Below are 19,268 nucleotides of genomic sequence, written 5' to 3' on the forward strand. Positions count from 1 at the left end.
ATTATGTCAGGATCTACTTTAGGAACAATATTTAAAATTACTACGTGGGGAGAATCTCATGGAAAAGGTATTGGCGTTGTTGTTGATGGATGCCCAGCTGGATTATCCATTGATGAAGAATTAATACAAACTTATTTAGACCGAAGAAAACCAGGTCAAACGAAATTTGCCACCCCAAGAATAGAAGCAGATAAAGTACATATTTTATCTGGTGTTTTTGAAGGAAAGACAACAGGTACACCTATTTCTTTAGCTATCTTTAATGAAACTGCAAGATCCTCTGATTACAGCGAAATTGCAAGCTATTATCGTCCTGGTCATGCAGACTTTACTTTTGATAGTAAGTATGGATTTCGTGACTATCGTGGTGGCGGACGTTCTTCTGGTCGTGAAACCTCGGGTCGTGTCGCTGCTGGTGCTATTGCAAGTGCTATTTTAAAGGAACTTGGTATTGAAGTATGTGCTTATACAAAATCCATCGGCCCTATAAAAATTGATTATAAAAACTGCAAAAAAGAAAATAGAGATTTAAGCCCACTTTGCATGCCAGATTTAGAAGCTTCAAATGCAGCTGAGGAATTTCTTACCTCTGCTATGGAAAATCAAGACTCTGTTGGTGGAATCATAGAGTGTATTATTAGTGGAGTTCCTGCTGGGATTGGCGAGCCTGTCTTTGATAAATTGGATGCCAGCCTTGCAAAAGCTATTATGTCAGTTGGCGCAGTGAAAGGTGTTGAGATAGGTGATGGTTTTGAAGTTGCAAATCATTTTGGTTCCTATAATAATGATAACTTCATACAAGAAGGTTCTCAACTTAAAAAAATCTCAAACCATGCGGGCGGAATTCTTGGGGGTATTAGTGATGGTTCGGAAATTATATTGCGTGCAGCAATAAAACCTACTCCTTCCATAGCAAAAAGTCAACAAACCGTAAATAAGAATGGTGAAAATATAACTGTAAATATCAAAGGACGTCATGATCCTATCATAGTACCTAGAGCTGTTGTTGTTATCGAATCAATGGCTGCCCTTACACTCTTAGATCTTATGTTACAAAGTATGAGTTCTAGATTAGATCATATAAAAACTTTTTTTAGTGATGTAAAGACGAAATAAAACAGGAAAAAGACTGTGCCTATAGAAATGCTTTAGATGTTCCTTTCTTTAAAATTTGTGTTATATCAAAAGACAGATTTGTCTGTTCATAGCGAGTTATCTGTTTTTTGATATGTTTAACACAAATTATGAAAGAATTGGAACATCTTATGCATTTTAATCGAAGCGGAAGTATTTTAGCTTTGTGAAAATTGTCATTTCCATAAAGTATATAGGGATTAGACACCTAATTCTACCAATAAAAAAAGTTGTATTATATACATATATGACGATTCGATCATAGTACAAAACACAACTTTCTTACTCCGTATTTAATTAATTTTTAAGCCTTACTATAAGCCTTGTTTACTTATATTCTGGATTGTTTTTATGATATGCTCATGTGCTAGTTTTTCTGCAAGCTCACCATCTCTTTTTCTTATCGCCTCAAGAATCGCTGTATGTTCTGCATTTGAATCAGAAACACGTTCCGTTCGAGATAATGTAATTTTTCTCATTCGTTGAACATAATGATGAAAATCACTTAAAACATGTTCTAGTATTTTACTTCCAGAAGCTTCATATATCAACTCATGAAATTTATTATCCAACTCTAATATTTGTTCATAATGTTCTTTTTTTAAATGAAATTCTGAAAGGAAAATAACTTCCTCTAAAGCTTCAATCTGTTGTTCTGTAATATGTTCACATGCCCACTTTGCACATAAACCTTCTAAATAAGAACGTATCACATAGATATCATGAATATCTTTTTCTGAGATTCCAGTTACGTAGGCACCTTTGTTAGGAATAATATTAACAAGTCCTTCAAGTTCTAATTGCCTTAATGCTTCTCTTACTGGAGTACGACTTACACCTAATTCCATACCAATGGTATTTTCCTTAAGTTCTTCGTCCTGAGAATATTTACCAGATAATATATCTTCTCTGATTCGATGAAATACTCTACCACGTAACGAGTATTTATCGGTTACTTCTTTTTGCACGTCTTTATTGCTCACAACGTCCTCCTAATGATAAACGGGATTTTCTCCCTCCAAATTGTACTGTAGGAAATTATTTATAACTTCCGTTAAAAGGCGCTACTTTTGCGCCATTCATATAAGAACCAGAAATAAGATAATGAAAATTTTCTTAATACGTAAACGCCTGCAATATAGGTTTCCCTAATATCACAGACGTCACACCGTATCAATCTATTTCATTTTCTCAATTGTTTCCATAATATAATCTGCAAATTCTTCACCTGTTGCTCCGTCACTACGTCCAGTCATAACAAGTTTCTTTTCTGTTACAGTGCAAATATCAAGTGCTGCATATAATTTATCAGATTGTTCTTTATAACCAATGTGTGATAAAAGCATCGCTGCTGCACGTATTACGCTACATGGATCTGCATACTTATCTCTTCCTTCTAAAACCATACGAGGAGCAGAACCATGAATTGCTTCAAACATTGCATATCTCTTACCAATATTAGCACTTCCTGCAGTACCTACACCACCTTGGAACTCTGCCGCTTCATCTGTAAGAATATCACCATATAGATTAGGAAGAACCAATACTTGGAAATCTCTTCTTCTCTTCTCATCAATTAATTTTGCTGTCATGATATCAATATACCAATCATCAGCTGTAATATCTGGGTATTCCTTAGCAATTTCTTTAAACATATCTAAGAACTTACCATCTGTAGTCTTAATAATGTTTGCTTTGGTAACCGCAGTTACTCTTGTTTTACCGTTCGCTTTTGCAAATTCAAACGCTGCACGAATAATACGTTCTGTTCCTTGTGATGTAACAACTGTAAAGTCTATACCTAAATCTTCTGTTACATGTACACCTTTGCTTCCCACTGCATATGCACCTTCCGTGTTTTCACGGTAAAATGTCCAATCAATTCCCTGCTCAGGAATACGAACCGGACGAACATTAGCAAAAAGATCTAGTTCTTTACGCATTGCAACATTGGCACTTTCTACATTTGGCCAAGGATCGCCTTTTCTAGGAGTTGTAGTTGGTCCTTTTAAAATAACATGACATTCTTTTAATTCTTTCAAGACCTCTGCTGGAATCGCTGCCATCTCTTCCGCTCTTCTCTCAATTGTTAAACCATCGATTACGCGAAATGCTACCTTGCCAGCATTTACATCCTCTTTTAATAAAAATTCAAGGATTCTTTGGGCTTGTGCTGTAATTGCAGGTCCAATTCCATCTCCGCCACAAACGCCGATAATAATTTGATCTAATTCTTGATAGTTTAAGAAATCTCCTTGGGCTTTCATAGCTTCAACACGTTTTAATTGTTCCTCTAATAACTTTCCAAAGGCCTCTTTCGCTTTTTCGATATTTTCTGCAATCATCTTGTTATCCTCCTGTAAATAATGTTAGGGAACATAATTATTCCAATGTAACTTCCGGTAAATCCAAATTATATTCTACCTTATACTTATTAATCATGTCAACTAATTCACCATCAGTCATTACTGTAATTCTTCCTTCTTCATATTCCTTATCAACTTCTTCTTTGATACGATTCACCATAGGGTGTGATTTATCTAATTGAAGTTCATCTTTTAAATGATAATATGTATTAATCCAGTGTGCAATTCCAGCCAAACCAGACGTATTAGAAACAGAAACTAAGACTGGGCGTTTTAAAAACTTTTCAGTATCAAATATATTATAAATTTCTTCACTCTTTAACAAACCATCTGCATGAATTCCAGCTCGTGTTACATTAAAATTCTTTCCAACAAATGGTGTTCTATGTGGTATTTTATAACCAATTTCTTTAGTAAAGTACTCAGCCAATTCTGTAATGACTGTAGTATCCATGCCATCTAGAGAACCTTTTAACTGGGCATATTCAAATACCATTGCCTCAAGTGGTGTATTTCCTGTTCTCTCTCCAATTCCAAATAAAGAACAATTGATACCACAAGCACCATAGATCCAGGCTGTAGTTGAATTTGTTACTGCTTTATAAAAATCATTATGTCCATGCCACTCTAATAATTCCGATGGTACACCAGCATGGGTAATTAAACTATAAATAATTCCTTGCACAGATCGTGGAATTACCGCTCCTGGAAAATTAACTCCATATCCCATAGTATCACAAGCACGTATCTTAACTGGAATTCCATATTCTGTACCGAGCTTCATTAACTCAAAACAAAAAGGAATAACAAATCCATGAATATCCGAACGTGTAATATCTTCTAAGTGACATCTTGGAGCAACACCAGTCTCTAGACATTCTCTAACTATATTTAAATAATGATTCATTGCCTGACTTCTTGTCATTTTCATTTTATAGAAAATATGATAATCAGAACAACTTACCAAAATTCCTGTTTCCTTAAGACCGATCTCTTTTACAAGCTCGAAGTCTTTCTTATTTGCACGGATCCATGATGTAATTTCAGGGAATTGATATCCACGTTCCATACATTTGTAAACGGCATCTCTGTCTTTTTTACTATATAAAAAGAACTCGCTTTGCCTTATGATTCCATTTGGACCACCCAATCGGTGTAAATAATCATAGATAGTTACAATTTGTTCAGTCGTATAAGGAGCTCTAGACTGTTGTCCATCACGAAATGTCGTATCAGTAATCCAAATCTCTTCTGGCATATTATGGGGTACGATTCGATCGTTGAATGCAATTTTAGGTATTTCATCATATGGAAATAGATTTCGAAATACGTTCGGTGCCTCAACATCTACCAATTCGTAAATGTGCTCTTCTAGAGAAAGTAAATTATTATGCATGTTCATATAAACTCTACGATTCTTCATGTCGACTCTCCTTATTCACCCTGTATAGTATCATTTGCTGATTTATTGTCTTATTGTATACAATTATACTATTCCTGTCAACAAATAATTATAAGTCTAAAACTAATAATCATATAATTTCTTTGCTTATTTGAAGGCTATATAATATAATACATTTATTGAATAATTACTATTATCGAAATAATATTAAAAAAGAAATATTCCTTACCAAGATTCAAAAAATTAACTAAATTATTTTGAATTCGATTTACTTTTTGGTAAATTATTTTATTTTAAGTTTATTTTGAATTTTGGAGGAAAACTTTATGAAATTACGATTTAAGTTAATTGGATTTACCGTTATCATTTTATTAATTACTACTTTATTAGTGAGTCTAACTACGAATACAACGATACGAAACTCACTCACTAATACTTACAAAACCGTTGTATCTCAAGACTTAAACCTCTCCTATGAAATACTGGATCATTCCTATCCTGGAGACTTTTCTTTAGATTCCAACGGACATTTATACAAAGGTGGACATTTATTAAATAATGAAACTTCTTTTATTGATACGGTATCTAAACACACAGGCTACTATGTTACCATATTCGCTATGGATACAAGAATAGCAACGAATTTTTTAGATGAATCTGGTGAGCGCGCCATTGGAACAAAAGCCTCCGATATGGTAATTGATAAGGTTTTAGACAATGGAGAAATCTATACTTCTACTCTTAATGTAATGAATGTTTTAACCAGAGCTATTTATATGCCTTTATTAGATGCACAAGGTGCTGTCGTAGGAATGTTATATCTAGGAATGCCTCAATCTATGATTCAACAAGTCATTTTTGATGCGATAAAAAATATATCCTTTGTACTTGGATGTATTACACTTATTGGTATCGTTCTATTTTATTTCTTTGGTAGCTCTATTGTAAAATCGTTGCAAACAGTGATATCCGCTTTTGAACGTATGTCAAACAAAGATTTTACTGGAAGCATCCCAGAACGATTTACAAGGCGAAAAGATGAAATTGGGGCCTTAGCTAGAGAAGCCAATCAATTAAAAACAGAATTAATAAGGATAATACAAACAATTACAGAAACAGCCGCAACATTAGATAATTCTTTAAATAATACCACTAAGCAGCTAACAGAATTAAATTCTAATTTAAATGATGTTTCCGCTACTACAGAAGAAATATCTGCTGGTATGGAAGAAACGAGTGCTTCCATGGGAGAAGTTCAAAACTCCTCATATGCGTTAGAAAAAGCGGCAATTAATATTTCATTACAGGCAAAGGATGGAGCTACTGCTGCTACAGAGATTAAAAATCGTGCAATTAGCTTAAAAACAAATGCCTTTGAATCACAGAAGAAAACCAATGACATCATTATAGAATCAAAAGATAAACTTACTTCTGCAATTGAACAAGCAAAAAGTATCGATGAAATTAAAATATTATCTGATACAATTTTAACTATAACTTCAAAAACTAGCTTATTATCATTAAATGCTTCTATTGAAGCAGCGAGGGCAGGGGAAAGTGGACGTGGCTTCGCAGTTGTAGCTGATGAAATCAAAGAACTTGCGGAAGCGTCTAGTAGCACAGTAAATAAAATTCAGGAAGTTACGTCTCTCGTTACTAATGCAGTTGAAAATTTAATTTCATGCTCAAATTACATATTACAGTTCATGGATCAAAATGTAGTAACTGCCTATGAGGAATTAGTAACTACAGGGGAACAATATTACAATGATTCTTTATTTGTAACTACTTTAGTCGATCATCTAAAAACAATGTCGGAACAGATTCAAGATTCTATAAATAACATGGCGACTGTTTTAACTCAAATAACAACAGCTACAGATGAAAGTGCCAACGGAAGTACTTCCATTGCTGAATCCATCAGTGATATTAATATCGCCTCATCTTCTATTGCTTCTACAAATTTAGTAACGAAAGAGACATCTGAAAAGTTAAGAAGTTATATAGAGGAATTTCATATATAATATGGACGAATAAGGAGCACAGTCGCTTTTGCATGAAAGAAAATAACATAAATGCATTTCCATAAGTGCATAGGTTCTTTTGTTTTGTGCAATCGGCATTATAATTTTGAAAACGGGATTTTAGCATCCAAATCTCAATATAAAATAAAGCTTATTTATTTCAATTAATTAAAAAGCGTTTTATATATTCCAATATGTTATTGGGGCATATATAAAACGCTTTTCTTTAATTTTAATTAGTTTCAGAAATTTATTCCTTTGAAAACTGTTCAAGTCTAGACTGCATTGTTTTATTAAAATTAGAAACTTTTCTATCGTATTCTTCATTCATTAATTTAGACTGTAATAGAAAATCAGCAGTTGCTAAATTATTGGCAATTGGAATATCATACACTACAGCAATACGTAATAATGCCTTTACGTCTGGATCATGTGGTTGTGATTCTAGTGGATCCCATAAGAATACAACAAAGTCCACTTTACCTTCCACGATTCTAGCACCTATTTGCTGATCACCACCAAGTGGGCCACTATTATATGCTTTTACTGGTAAACCAGTTTGTTCTGATAACAATCTTGCTGTTGTTCCTGTACCACATAAGGTATGCTTTTTTAATTCTTCTTTATGTCTTTGTGCCCATTCGACAAGTTCTTTCTTTTTACCATCGTGTGCGATTAATGCAATATGTTTTGTCTTTTCAATCTTAAAAAAGATATAATCGTCCTGTAACATCACTTATCTCCTTATCGTTATATCGTGTTAAACAATATATTGTAACATATATTATTTTTTATGTATATTACAAATGCAATACTATAAAAATATTATTGCATCTGGCTTTTTTATATATATTTATTTTACCAAAGGTGATACTTAAGTGCAAGTAAAAACACTGTAATCAGCTTTCATAAGTATTGTAAAAGTAAGCTTTCCTTTTTAATTAATAATTTTTCTAAATTAAGAATTCCAGAAATTTATAAGAAAACCTTTAAAAAAATATACAAAAATGTTATGATATCTATATAAAACATGTACTATATGCATGGAGATAAAAGTGAATGAAATCACTTTTGTTCTAATAGAACCCGCAATGTGGTTTCTTTAATAAAATTTGTGCCGCTATGTGCGGCGGAATGGGAGAAGTTATGAAAAAGCAAACACTTGTAGTTGCACTAGGCAGAAGTGCATTTGGAGAAACATTTCCTGAACAACGTAAAAATGTATCAATAGCAGCAAAAGCGATTGCTGATTTAGTTGAAGCCAATTATAAAATTGTAATTACTCATAGTAATGGTCCTCAAGTAGGTATGGTACATACTGCTATGACCGAATTTAGCCGTTTAGATGACCGCTATACCGTTGCCCCAATGTCCTTATGTGGTGCAATGAGCCAAGGTTATATTGGTTTTGACTTACAAAATGCCATTCGTACCGAACTTTTAAATCGTGGTATTTTTAAACCTGTATCCACCATTATAACTCAAGTAAAAGTAGATCCTTTTGACAAGGCATTTAGCAACCCTTCTAAAGTAATCGGTCGCTATATGACTAAGGAAGAAGCAGAAGCAGAAGAACGCAAAGGTAACTATGTAGTAGAGGAAGAAAAAGGATTCCGTCGTATCATTGCAGCTCCAAATCCTATGGATATTTATGAAATTGATGCTATCAAAGCATTGGTTGATGCAGATCAAATCGTTATTGCAGGTGGCGGCGGTGGTATACCAGTTCTTGAGCAAGGAACAGTATTAAAAGGCGCAAGCGCAATTATTGAAAAAGATTTAACTGCTGCAAAACTTGCAGAATTATTACATGCAGATACTCTTTTATTCTTAACAGGAGTTGAGAAAGTTGCTCTTAATTATGGCACTGAAAATGAAAAATTCTTAGATTCTATTACTTCAGAAGAAGCTGCAGAGTATATGAAAGATGGATATTTTGCAAAAGGTGCTATGCTTCCAAAGGTAAGTGCTGCGGTATCCTTTGTAAATGAGGATTCTTCAAGAAAAGCAATTATTACTAAAATTGACCGTGCTATCGATGCTCTTGCTGGGAAAACTGGTACAGTTATTACAAAATAAAAGTTATACGGAATTTATTGAGTTTACAAAGTCCTGTCTACTTCATAGAAATGACGATTTGCATATCGCTTAAAGACTCATGCTTTCATTCCAATGCATAAATAATTAGCGTGCTTCCAATAATATGAATACGTATTATAATAGGAGGTAACATATGGCAAAAGATTCACAGTTAGACCCAAAAGAGGTACGCAAAGAAAAAGCAAAAGGTGGACCTACCATGGCAGAAAGTGCATTAGATGGAGAAAGCAATAACACAAAAAAACAGTCAGGCAATCGTCATAAACCTGGCAGTGATAAGAAATAATATTAAGCCGTTTATTCCAATATAGTCAAAAAAATCGCTATGCTTAATTGTAAAGTGAACCATTTCATTAAACTTTTGTCTAACAAAATGGTTCACTTTATGGTAAGCATAGCGATTTTTCATTTATATAATAATTAACAATCCTATATTTCTAATAAGTCCAGATTTTAAGAACCCATATCGAAGCAATAAATATCTCTTTTTTAACCAATTTGAATCTGCTATTAAGGTAAATTCAGATATCAATTTCTTCTCTTCTTCTGATAACTCATCTTGATAGATTCTTAAAAATTCTTTTCCTTGATTGATACAAGCATTTATGCTTATCTTTTGGTTATTTAATGACTTAACTCGTTGTTTTACATATTCACCAAAACTCTTACTACCAACTACATTATTTCCATGTTGTCTATATTGTATAGTGGAAGTAGCGACATAACTAATATGACCAAAGCTTGCCGCTATTAATCCTAGCCACCAATCATGAAGTCTTGCTGCGTCAGGCAATTCCTTTAAACATTCTACCATAGAACGATTTACCATTACAGTACAACCAATGCATTTATTCTCCATTAGCATATGTGCTAGATCAGTGCGATATGGATATAGGCATTGGCTTCGGAAAAAGGAATGATAAATAAGCTCTAAATTCTCATCCACTACATTTGCATCGGTAAAAACTAAGTGGGCTTTATCCTTACCAAACTTTTTTTCTATAAATTTCATACGTTCTAGGGTTATCTTAATTTTATCACGATTCCATACATCGTCTTGATCACAAAACATATAATACCTAGCATGATTACTGGAACAAGGCATCTTTGAAGCATTATCGGATGTTCCTTCTACGTTCGTTAGATCATATACTCTCTTTAATCCATTTAAAAAGTTCAAAGTAGAGCCTAGGTTCTTTTCATTTTGGCTTACTTGAATTCGTTCCGGAAATTTTGATTCAAAACTTTTTGCTATCTCAATCGTCGCATCGGTAGATCCATCGTCAAAAATAAATAAACTCCAATCGGTATAGTTGGAACCTAATATTGATTCGATTTGTTGTTTTATATATTTTTCACCATTATAGGTTGCCATAACGATATTAACCGTACTCATTATTTCCTCCAATATCCCTTATTCATACTACTCCATACTACAAGATTCTTGGGTAAAGTGGAATAATGCTTTCCCATGAAATATCCAATATATTTTGCTGCGCTTTCAAAAAAATATTCAATCATTTCTAAATATTCTTTGCGATCCGCTAAAAATGATAGTGTTTGTTTTACCATTTTCATCCCTTCTGACTCTGATGGAACGGATGAAAATACTTCTTTATACTCATAGTGTGACACACCTAAATCAAAGTTTCTATGAAATTGCTCTTCAATCGTATAATTATGAGAATGTATCACCATTGCATCTGCCGCATAAGCAATTTTATAGCCTGCTTCAATGACTTTTGATGCAAATATCATGTCTTCATTGAATATTGTACGTGTTACAAATCCCCCTAATTCATCATAGGTTTTTCTACGATACATAGCACATACATTGGAACAAAAATATGTTTTTATACCTAAACGTTCTTTGTCTTCCTTTGACTTAATAAATCCTTTCTCAGGATAATTAAAAATTCTAGTATATGCTTCTGTTATTTTTGCTGTTTCATCTGCCAACTGTCTTGCATAAGCTGCTGATACCATTTCATCTGAAAAAGGAGCTAATAGTTTTTCTATTAAATGCTCATTCTTTGGCACTGCGTCTTGAGTCATAAATAATAGAAAATCTGAATCACTGAAGCTTGTACCATAATGTCTGGTCGCACCATGATCAAATTCCTCTTTTTTTATGGATTGAACATCTATATTAATTTCGCCAGTACCTGGAATATGCATTCCACTTAACGTTTTTTCAATACGCTCCTTTATAAGAGGTGTTGAATATTCAGGCAATACCTCAGTGTTTAATATTATTATATTTTTAGGTTTATTTGTCTGCTTCACTAACATTTTTAATAAACGCTCAAATTTGTGATTTGGCTTATAAACTGGAACAATCACATCTACACTCATATATACCTCCTACAATAGAAGCTCTAAGCCTTAGGCTTACATATATAAATGCATTGTGGCCTATTAGCTATTTTGCTCATCTTGTATATTATAACATTTTTTTCGGGTCAATGTATGAAACATTCCCTAAATCGAAGAAAATTTTTATAAACTTTGTTAAATAAAGATTTATCTTTCGATGGTTTTAGCTTTACACGGTTTAATCTTTAAATGGTTTTATCTTTCGATGGTTTTATCATTAGATCTTTTATAATGATAAAAGCCTCCTACAATTCTGCGATTAAAGCCTTTACAGCTTCTTCTGTGGTTGCCCATGATGTAACAAAACGTACGCAAGTATGTGTTTCATCCACTCTTTCTTGCTTTTCAAAAATGAAATTCTTTTCAAGCTCTTTTATTTTATCATCGGTAAAAATAACGAATAATTGATTTGAATAGGAGTCCGTTTTTAATTGATAACCTTTTAAAATAAGATTATTTTTTATTTCCATAGCCATGTCATTTGCATGTTTCCCTAATTTAAGATATAAGTCATCCTCAAATAACTCGCTAAATTGTATTCCAAGTAATCTTCCTTTGGCTAATAAACCACCTCGTTGTTTGATGTGGTAACGAAAATCTTCTTTTAAGGAATCGTTACAAATTACTACTGCTTCGCCAAATAACGCACCATTTTTTGTTCCGCCGATATAAAATACATCTGCTAAATTTGGTAAATCCTCCAACAAAATATCATTTTCTAAAGAGGCAAGTGCAGAGCCTAATCTTGCGCCATCTAAGAAAAAAAGCAATGATAACTCCTTGCAACATTCATATAATGCCCTAAGCTCTTCTTTTTTATATAAGGTACCTAATTCGGTTGTATTTGAAACATAAACCATCTTTGGCTGAACCATATGTTCATCTGGATGGTTTTCGCAAATTTCTTTTATTTGCGAAGGTGTTAATTTTCCATCTTTTGTTTCAACGGTTAAAACCTTATGACCAGTGGCTTCAATTGCCCCTGTCTCATGTACGTTGATATGTCCAGTAGCAGCCGCAATTACTGCTTGATGTGGACGAAGTGCAGAAGCTATCACTGTTTGATTCGCTTGTGTACCCCCAACAAGGAAATGAATATCTACATTTTCGCAATGTAATCTCTTTTTTATTTTTGTCTTCGCTAACTCACAATATTCATCACAACCATATCCAACGCTTTGGATAAAATTCGTCTTAGTGAGTGCCTCTATAATATTAGGATGTGCTCCTTCACTGTAATCATTCTTAAAGCTATACATTAAAATTCCTCCCTTATGCCTTTTTCATACGCTAGTCGTTCACTGCCATCTTTTAGATATATAATTCCACATTGAGTAAAGGCAAGTTTATTTAACAGCTTTTGCATAGGAACATTGTCTTTATGTGTATCAATTCTTAAACTATGAACGCCTTGTTTTCTTGCAATATCTTGAATTTGGTGTATTAATTTTGCAGCAACTCCACTACCTAGATACTCCTTATGAACTGCGATTCTATGAATCACTCCATACGGTTCATCTAAAATCCACTTTCCCTGATATATTTTATTATAAGTTTCTTCTCCGTCAAAAGACAGCGCAACCGTAGCAACGACTTTTTGATTAGAATCATCCACAAAGACATAACTATTCTCTTGTTTCATATCATTTAAAATTGTATCCTCATTTGGATATTGATTTTGCCATTGATCTATATTTTGTAATCGTAAGCTCTCTTGTGCATGGGAAATTATCGCCATAATATCGGGCAAATCTAATCTAGTTGATTTTCTTAATGTCATATATGCAATCTCACCCTTCCTTTCAATAAGAGTATTGTAAACTACTTTGTTTCTACATACAACCTACTTCTTTATTTACAATAAAAAAATACCTAGTCTAATCGCATAAACGTTCCGGTCACATGTATGTCCCACGCCTTTTTTCTAAATGGCACGGAATTACATGAGTTACTGTTTATACGATGGATCTAGGTAAATGTTTTTACGTTTAATGTCAGATTTGTATTTCTTCTTCAAGGAGCATCAATCTAATGTTGATTTTAATTTTTATATTACAAACATCAATCTATGCAAATTTATTTTCATATTACTAATCTGTCACAAATATCAGTCAATTCCTAATTTATCTTCCGATTAAAATTATCAATTCAATGTTAATTTGCCTTTTAGCGTCATATATTGATCAAAAATTAATCGACTGACCTTGGAACCGAACTCAGTTGCTGAATGTTCAGCATAATATACTGGATCATGGAAGTTTTTGTTCATTAATACAATTACATACTTCCCATATGGTGTTGATACAATTCCCCCATCATTTCTACACGCATTCATACTACCACTTTTGGAGGCTACATAGATTAGCTCTTCTTCATAGGTATCTTCATCAATCAGTGCTTGTGGGAAGCGTTTTGTTAGCATGGAATTATAATGTTGTTTTTTAAATATTTCTAACATTTCACGTGAAGCTTCCTTACTTACCAATTCTTCATTGCATAATCGTTCAAATAATGTTGCATAATCTCTAGGCGTTGTTGTTCCAAGTTTATCATATTTTTCAAAGTCTAGCTTATTATGTAGTACTGTGCTACTAAAACCTTGGTTTTTCATAAAAGTATTGATGGTATCTATCCCAAGATAATCAATTATCATATTTGTAGCTATGTTGTCGCTGACAATGATCATTAGAGTTGCTATATTTTTTACAGTCATTGTCACACCTAGGTCTAAGCTTCTTAAGATTCCGCTACCATCAATGAAGTTATCACTTGTATATGTTAGCATATCATCTAGACTTTTATTTCCCTTTTGGACCTCATCATAAAGACAAGCTAAAATATAGGATTTTACTGTACTAGCTGTTTCAAATTCCTCATCAACATTTATCTCAATTTTAGTACCTTTAAAATCATTAATATAAATTCCCATTAAACCATCATAGCTTAAAATCTCTGCCTTAATTCTATCTAATAACGTAATTTCTCTCATTTACTTCTCCTTATTTTAGTATTTCTTTATAAACTCGCATCACATTTTTATAAAAAATAGCTTCAATTACTTCATTTGAAAACCCTTCATCTCTTAATGCTTGTTCTAAAAGTGGCATATCAGCTCCATCCTTTAGTTCTTCATTGGTATTAATACCATCAAAATCAGAACCGAGTCCAACACATTCATACCCACCAATATGGATGATATGTTTGATTTGTTTAACAATTAATGAAAGGCTACCATGTGCAACTTCCCCGTCTTTCACTTCTTGTAAAAACTCTGGTTCAAAATTAATACCCATGACTCCCCCTCGGTTTGCTAGTGCTCGTATCATATCATCTGTCATGTTGCGATAATGGTTACAGACACTTCTTGCATTGGAGTGACTTGCCACAAAGGGATTACTTGTATGTTTAATAACATCATAAAAACCAGCATCGGATAAGTGGGATACATCAATAATCATGCCTAATCGTTCCATTTCATAAAGAAATTCTATTCCCTTTTTCGTTAACCCATTAACCGTATTAGGACAGGTGCGATATGCCTCTACGCCATTTGGAGTAATTGCATTAGGATATCCAAGTTCATTGATATAATTCCATGTCAAGGTCATCATGCGGACACCTAATCGATAGAAATTACGAAGATGCGCTAACTCTCCTTTTGTAACTCCACCTTCTTCAATGGTTAATAATGCCGACATTTTTCCTTCTTCTTTATTTTTTAGGATATCTTCATATGTTTTTGCTACTCTAATACTATCCTTATTTTGTTCTATTTCTTCATAGAAAGTATCAATCAATTTCAAGCACCATTCCAGTGGTTTATCTCTATTCATCAAATTCGTGTACATGGCAAAGTTTTGAACTAAATAATCTCCAGCTTTCATCTTTTCAATATCTAAATGGAGTTTGTTCCTCTTTAAACTAATCGGAGTTTGTAACATAGTGTCTTGATTACAAATCATTTCTGTTTCTATATTATTCTTCGCTTCTTTATTCTTTGTTTCTTTATTACTCTCCATTTTTTCTAGTATTTGTTTACTTTTTAAAATAATAGAAATTGTATCACAATGCATATCTGCTACTTTCATCTTAATCCTCCATTTAAATCTAAAACTCCCGCCTCGAATAGTTAAAACTTTGCATCCCATTGGAATATCCTTCATCCAATCTTTTGTTTAGAAATCATTTGCTTTCGAATCTTTTGTTTCAAATCTTTTGTTTTCAAATCATTTGTTTTCGAATCTTATATTTTTAAATCTCATATTTTAAATAGACTCTTTCGATTCACGATAAGTTCCTTTGATGTCAAATGTATTAATAACTCTTCTATTGCTGATATACATGCCGTCATACATATAAAATAAAGACCAGTATTAACCTTTGTAAATAACAAAGAAAACGGATATAAAAATATCAAAAACCCTGTTACCTTATTCAAAACAGAATGTAACATTGCAAAGGTTTTATATCTTATAAAAACTACCAAAAGAGATATCATGCGAAGAACAAAGATTGCTATAATCCAAACAAGTAGAGTCACATTTATCTGCAAAAAAGGATAAATTGTATAAATTAAAATAAATAATAAAATTGCATCAGCAATAGAATCTAGTTTTTCACCAAGTTTACTTGTTGTATTGGTTTTTCTTGCAATAAATCCGTCCAGTACATCACTACATCCACATAGGAAATAAATTACATAGTATATAAAACCTAAAGGTCTTACCAAAAGTAACACCAAAGAAAGTGCAATCCTAGATATCGTTATATAGTTAGGTATTGACATCAAATACCGCTCCTTCATAATTAATAAAATACAGAACCTGTCGCAGTTAATATTCTTAGAAGATCCTCTCTATACTCTTTATCTACTGGATTTAAACTATTTATAACAACACCGTCACTTCCATTTCTAGCGGTGGAATGAATGTACTTATCATCTCCGATGTACATGGCAATATGCCCTGGAAAATATAACAGATCTCCAGGCTTTTTCAGTTCAAAGGGAATTTCTTTTACTGGAAAACCTTCTTTTATACTTGCATCACGATATATGACTAATCCGGCGAGCATATAGCTAATAGAAGTTAGTCCGGAACAATCAATTCCTAAACTAGTCTTTCCTCCCCAACGATATTGTGTTCCTAAATAAGAAAATGCATTTCTAACAAGTTCTTTTCTAAATTCTTCTTCGCTCTTATGTAAAGAATTTCTTATATAATCATATGGAGTTGCAAACACATCCACTTCCATCTTGTAACGAAGGAACCCATCTTCATACATGGATGGTTCTAATCTAGCGAGGAAATTTTGCTTCATATAACCGGTGATACCATCAACTAAACCTACTTTCACCCAACCATTTGTATCTTCAGGCTCTAATACTGCAACTTGCGCGCCTCTAGTTAAACTAGTAATAATAGCACCTTGAACTTTAGGCATAGAAAGAACATCCGCATAGGACTGAACAACTACCATTCGATATGCTTTATTCCAAGTAAGAACTGCCTCATTATTTTTAAGAAAATGATACTTATTCATGAACCCTTCATATCGATAATGAGTACGAATTCGGTACCAATCCTCATTCACCTTTTCTAGCAATTCTATCTTCATTCCATATAATACTTCATCTTCTAACGAGCTATTATAATTTGTTTCTTTCATAATGGGTGCAATGGCTATTCGTATTAATGCATATGACATATTTAACCTCCATTTCTGCGCGACTTTGCGCATTAAGTTATATTGAAGATATAAAAAACACGTGATTGCCTAAGCTTTGATATGAGAAATCAGGGTGTCTAACAAGTTAGAAGACACCCTGTGTATAATTACTACTATACTAACTTTATCTATTTATCTTAACTAGCTTATGATCCAGTCTTTTTTTATACTCCACTAACTCCTTTTCATTTCCATATATAAAATGTTCTGGTTCTATTTCCACCCACTTTGGTCGATCTTTCGAATAATCATGCATAGATTTATCGTATACAATAAGTTTCTTTTTCTTTTCTGCAATGGGATCTGGCAAAGGAATCGCTGATAACAATGCTCTTGTATAAGGATGCAACGGATTTTCAAACAGTTTCTCTGTCTTTGCTAATTCTACAATCTTCCCCTTATGAATAACTGCAATTCTATCAGCAATAAATCGCATCACTGATAAATCATGAGCAACAAAAAGGTAAGTTAACCCTCTCTCCTTTTGAAGGCTCGATAGTAAATTCAAGACTTGAGCACGGATGGAAACATCAAGGGCTGAAATTGGTTCATCCGCGATAATAAATTCAGGTTCCATAATTAAAGCTCTTGCAATTCCTATTCGCTGTCTTTGTCCTCCAGAAAACTCGTGGGGAAAACGGCTTGCAAATTCCGGTAATAAACCAACATCTAATAAAGCCTTTTCTACTCTTTCTTTTCGTTCACTTTCAGATAATTTAATCTTTCTGTTATATAGCCCTTCCGATACGATATAATCAACTTTTGCTCTTTCATTTAAAGAAGCCATTGGGTCTTGGAAAATCATTTGAATCTTGTTTGTTAACTCTAAATCCTTTTCTTTTGTGATATTCCCGTTAATTTTTTCCCCATCAAACAATATTTCACCAGAGGCAGTTGGATGAATTCGAATAATCGCGCGTCCTATCGTAGTTTTACCACTTCCAGATTCTCCAACTAAACCAAAGGTTTCACCTTTATATATATCAAAACTTACATTGTCGACTGCAACGAATTTATTCTTTCTCTCACCAAACGTTACCGTAACATTCTTTACTTCTAGTAACTTATCTCCTATAACTTTTTTATTTTCATCATTCATTATGCTCTCCCCCCTTGCATACGTAATATCTTAATATGCTCCGGTGGTTCTACTTTTGGTGCTCTCTCATCCAGCAACCAAGAACGTACCTTATGCGTTTCTGTCACATCAAAATATGGTGGGCGTTTTTCAAAATCTATCTTTAAAGCCCTAGGATTTCTCGGTGCAAATGCATCACCTTTTACTGGTAAAAATAGATTTGGAGGCGTTCCCTGTATCGTATATAAATCCTCCCCTTTCACCCCTAGTTGCGGTAAGGAGGATAATAACGCCCAAGTATATGGATGCCTTGGATCATAAAATATTTCTTCACTTGTTCCAAGCTCAACAATATCACCGGCATACATAACAGCAATGCGATCTGCAACATTAGCAACAACACCCAGATCATGTGTTATATAAATGGTTGTTAAATCAAATTTCTTTTTCAGATTCTTTAACAAATCAAGAATTTGTGCCTGTATTGTTACATCCAGTGCTGTTGTTGGTTCATCACAAATAAGGATTTTAGGTCTACAAGCAACAGCAATTGCTATAACAACACGCTGTCTCATACCACCTGAAAATTCATGTGGGTATTGTTTATAACGACGTTCTGGTTCTGAGATTCCTACATCTTTAAGAATCTCAAGTGTAGCAGCTTTCGCTGCTCCCCCTTTTAATCCCTGATGCATTTTTACAGCTTCTGCAATCTGATTACCAATAGTTTTCAGTGGATTTAAACTAGTCATTGGATCTTGTAATACCATCGCAATTTCTTTTCCGCGAATCTTAATCCAATCTTTTTCTTTTCTCAAATTTGTTAAATTAGTCCCCTTATAAACAATCTCACCAGTATCAATAAATCCATTCGCATCTAATAGGCCCATAAATGTTTTCGTGAATACTGATTTACCAGAACCAGATTCTCCTACGATTGCTAAACTCTCTCCCTCATATATATCTAATGAAATATCACGAATTGCATGAAGTACTCTACCTCGGAGGTTGAACTTCACATTTAAATCTCTAACCGATAAAATAGGTGCTTGATTCATCTG

General features: G+C 33.4%; 18 protein-coding genes. 4 read left to right on the forward strand and 14 right to left on the reverse strand.

The annotated features are described in order from the left end of the window. The first annotated feature begins 3 nt into the window (after positions 1 to 3). Entirely contained in the window at positions 4 to 1,116 is a 1,113-nt protein-coding gene (aroC, locus tag BN4220_RS05225) for a chorismate synthase (RefSeq protein WP_066714432.1), read from the forward strand. Positions 1,117 to 1,448: 332 nt separating this feature from the next. Here aroC and BN4220_RS05230 read toward each other — a convergent pair whose 3' ends face one another. The 3 genes from BN4220_RS05230 to BN4220_RS05240 all read right to left on the reverse strand — a co-directional run bounded on the left by BN4220_RS05230 (position 1,449) and on the right by BN4220_RS05240 (position 4,923). Continuing rightward, the gene (locus tag BN4220_RS05230; RefSeq protein ID WP_082812130.1) at positions 1,449 to 2,117 is read right to left on the reverse strand and encodes a GntR family transcriptional regulator; all 669 of its coding nucleotides are present in this window, start codon (positions 2,115 to 2,117) and stop codon (positions 1,449 to 1,451) included. A 195-nt stretch (positions 2,118 to 2,312) separates the two neighbouring features. Further along, on the reverse strand, positions 2,313 to 3,479 hold the full coding sequence (locus BN4220_RS05235) for an isocitrate/isopropylmalate family dehydrogenase (RefSeq protein ID WP_066714433.1): 1,167 nt from the start codon (positions 3,477 to 3,479) through the stop codon (positions 2,313 to 2,315). 37 nt (positions 3,480 to 3,516) lie between these two features. After that, positions 3,517 to 4,923, reverse strand: coding sequence for a 2-isopropylmalate synthase (locus BN4220_RS05240; protein WP_066714435.1), 1,407 nt, complete (start codon positions 4,921 to 4,923; stop codon positions 3,517 to 3,519). 305 nt (positions 4,924 to 5,228) lie between these two features. On the opposite strand from BN4220_RS05240, the gene BN4220_RS05245 reads away from it, so the two are divergent. Next, positions 5,229 to 6,926, forward strand: coding sequence for a methyl-accepting chemotaxis protein (locus BN4220_RS05245; RefSeq protein WP_066714437.1), 1,698 nt, complete (start codon positions 5,229 to 5,231; stop codon positions 6,924 to 6,926). A gap of 250 nt (positions 6,927 to 7,176) precedes the next feature. Here the strand turns inward: BN4220_RS05245 and BN4220_RS05250 are convergent, their stop codons facing one another. Beyond that, complete coding sequence (locus BN4220_RS05250) at positions 7,177 to 7,659, reverse strand: methylglyoxal synthase (RefSeq protein ID WP_066714439.1); 483 nt, start codon at positions 7,657 to 7,659, stop codon at positions 7,177 to 7,179. A gap of 413 nt (positions 7,660 to 8,072) precedes the next feature. Here BN4220_RS05250 and arcC point away from each other — a divergent pair, with 413 nt between their 5' ends. After that, positions 8,073 to 9,005 (forward strand): carbamate kinase, encoded by a 933-nt coding sequence (gene arcC / locus BN4220_RS05255; protein ID WP_066714441.1) that lies wholly within the window; start codon positions 8,073 to 8,075, stop codon positions 9,003 to 9,005. A 154-nt stretch (positions 9,006 to 9,159) separates the two neighbouring features. Then, positions 9,160 to 9,312, forward strand: coding sequence for a hypothetical protein (locus BN4220_RS20220; RefSeq protein WP_197467893.1), 153 nt, complete (start codon positions 9,160 to 9,162; stop codon positions 9,310 to 9,312). A 123-nt stretch (positions 9,313 to 9,435) separates the two neighbouring features. Here the strand turns inward: BN4220_RS20220 and BN4220_RS05260 are convergent, their stop codons facing one another. The 10 genes from BN4220_RS05260 to BN4220_RS05305 form a co-directional block, all read right to left on the reverse strand. Beyond that, positions 9,436 to 10,422 (reverse strand): glycosyltransferase family 2 protein, encoded by a 987-nt coding sequence (locus BN4220_RS05260; protein WP_066714444.1) that lies wholly within the window; start codon positions 10,420 to 10,422, stop codon positions 9,436 to 9,438. Next, positions 10,422 to 11,381 carry a glycosyltransferase gene (locus BN4220_RS05265; protein ID WP_066714446.1) on the reverse strand — a complete coding sequence of 320 codons (960 nt, stop codon included), beginning with the start codon at positions 11,379 to 11,381 and terminating at the stop codon, positions 10,422 to 10,424. Before BN4220_RS05265 ends, BN4220_RS05260 begins: the two co-directional genes overlap by 1 nt. A 266-nt stretch (positions 11,382 to 11,647) precedes the next feature. Beyond that, complete coding sequence (locus tag BN4220_RS05270; RefSeq protein ID WP_066714448.1) at positions 11,648 to 12,661, reverse strand: threonine aldolase family protein; 1,014 nt, start codon at positions 12,659 to 12,661, stop codon at positions 11,648 to 11,650. Further along, the gene (locus BN4220_RS05275) at positions 12,661 to 13,182 is read right to left on the reverse strand and encodes a GNAT family N-acetyltransferase (RefSeq protein ID WP_066714450.1); all 522 of its coding nucleotides are present in this window, start codon (positions 13,180 to 13,182) and stop codon (positions 12,661 to 12,663) included. Before BN4220_RS05275 ends, BN4220_RS05270 begins: the two co-directional genes overlap by 1 nt. Before the next feature lie 363 nt (positions 13,183 to 13,545). After that, on the reverse strand, positions 13,546 to 14,391 hold the full coding sequence (locus BN4220_RS05280; protein ID WP_066714452.1) for a serine hydrolase: 846 nt from the start codon (positions 14,389 to 14,391) through the stop codon (positions 13,546 to 13,548). Positions 14,392 to 14,401: 10 nt separating this feature from the next. Continuing rightward, positions 14,402 to 15,490 carry a dipeptidase gene (locus BN4220_RS05285; protein ID WP_066714454.1) on the reverse strand — a complete coding sequence of 363 codons (1,089 nt, stop codon included), beginning with the start codon at positions 15,488 to 15,490 and terminating at the stop codon, positions 14,402 to 14,404. Positions 15,491 to 15,660: 170 nt separating this feature from the next. Beyond that, positions 15,661 to 16,188, reverse strand: a complete 528-nt coding sequence (locus BN4220_RS05290) for a CDP-alcohol phosphatidyltransferase family protein (protein ID WP_242867738.1) — start codon at positions 16,186 to 16,188, stop codon at positions 15,661 to 15,663. A gap of 20 nt (positions 16,189 to 16,208) precedes the next feature. Continuing rightward, positions 16,209 to 17,108: a C40 family peptidase gene (locus BN4220_RS05295; RefSeq protein ID WP_066714456.1), complete on the reverse strand. Its 900-nt coding sequence runs from the start codon at positions 17,106 to 17,108 to the stop codon at positions 16,209 to 16,211. Between the two features lie 145 nt (positions 17,109 to 17,253). Further along, positions 17,254 to 18,228, reverse strand: coding sequence for an ATP-binding cassette domain-containing protein (locus BN4220_RS05300; RefSeq protein ID WP_066714458.1), 975 nt, complete (start codon positions 18,226 to 18,228; stop codon positions 17,254 to 17,256). Further along, a complete protein-coding gene (locus tag BN4220_RS05305; protein ID WP_066714460.1) occupies positions 18,228 to 19,265 on the reverse strand; it encodes an ABC transporter ATP-binding protein in 1,038 nt (345 codons plus the stop codon). The genes BN4220_RS05300 and BN4220_RS05305 overlap by 1 nt, the downstream gene beginning before the upstream one ends. Between the last annotated feature and the right edge of the window lie 3 nt (positions 19,266 to 19,268).

It is taken from the genome of Clostridium sp. Marseille-P299 (genome assembly GCF_900078195.1).
Lineage (GTDB): Bacteria > Bacillota > Clostridia > Lachnospirales > Lachnospiraceae > Lachnoclostridium.

What these genes read in the sequence shown, in the direction of transcription:
- BN4220_RS05290 (WP_242867738.1), bottom strand. Translation starts at nt 16,188, where the DNA reads ATGTCAATACCTAACTATATAACGATATCTAGGATTGCACTTTCTTTG.
- arcC (WP_066714441.1), top strand. Translation starts at nt 8,073, where the DNA reads ATGAAAAAGCAAACACTTGTAGTTGCACTAGGCAGAAGTGCATTTGGA.
- BN4220_RS05260 (WP_066714444.1), bottom strand. Translation starts at nt 10,422, where the DNA reads ATGAGTACGGTTAATATCGTTATGGCAACCTATAATGGTGAAAAATAT.
- BN4220_RS05250 (WP_066714439.1), bottom strand. Translation starts at nt 7,659, where the DNA reads ATGTTACAGGACGATTATATCTTTTTTAAGATTGAAAAGACAAAACAT.
- BN4220_RS05265 (WP_066714446.1), bottom strand. Translation starts at nt 11,381, where the DNA reads ATGAGTGTAGATGTGATTGTTCCAGTTTATAAGCCAAATCACAAATTT.
- BN4220_RS05295 (WP_066714456.1), bottom strand. Translation starts at nt 17,108, where the DNA reads ATGTCATATGCATTAATACGAATAGCCATTGCACCCATTATGAAAGAA.
- BN4220_RS05280 (WP_066714452.1), bottom strand. Translation starts at nt 14,391, where the DNA reads ATGAGAGAAATTACGTTATTAGATAGAATTAAGGCAGAGATTTTAAGC.
- BN4220_RS05240 (WP_066714435.1), bottom strand. Translation starts at nt 4,923, where the DNA reads ATGAAGAATCGTAGAGTTTATATGAACATGCATAATAATTTACTTTCT.
- BN4220_RS05245 (WP_066714437.1), top strand. Translation starts at nt 5,229, where the DNA reads ATGAAATTACGATTTAAGTTAATTGGATTTACCGTTATCATTTTATTA.
- BN4220_RS05285 (WP_066714454.1), bottom strand. Translation starts at nt 15,490, where the DNA reads ATGAAAGTAGCAGATATGCATTGTGATACAATTTCTATTATTTTAAAA.
- BN4220_RS05305 (WP_066714460.1), bottom strand. Translation starts at nt 19,265, where the DNA reads ATGAATCAAGCACCTATTTTATCGGTTAGAGATTTAAATGTGAAGTTC.
- aroC (WP_066714432.1), top strand. Translation starts at nt 4, where the DNA reads ATGTCAGGATCTACTTTAGGAACAATATTTAAAATTACTACGTGGGGA.
- BN4220_RS20220 (WP_197467893.1), top strand. Translation starts at nt 9,160, where the DNA reads ATGGCAAAAGATTCACAGTTAGACCCAAAAGAGGTACGCAAAGAAAAA.
- BN4220_RS05235 (WP_066714433.1), bottom strand. Translation starts at nt 3,479, where the DNA reads ATGATTGCAGAAAATATCGAAAAAGCGAAAGAGGCCTTTGGAAAGTTA.
- BN4220_RS05300 (WP_066714458.1), bottom strand. Translation starts at nt 18,228, where the DNA reads ATGAATGATGAAAATAAAAAAGTTATAGGAGATAAGTTACTAGAAGTA.
- BN4220_RS05275 (WP_066714450.1), bottom strand. Translation starts at nt 13,182, where the DNA reads ATGACATTAAGAAAATCAACTAGATTAGATTTGCCCGATATTATGGCG.
- BN4220_RS05270 (WP_066714448.1), bottom strand. Translation starts at nt 12,661, where the DNA reads ATGTATAGCTTTAAGAATGATTACAGTGAAGGAGCACATCCTAATATT.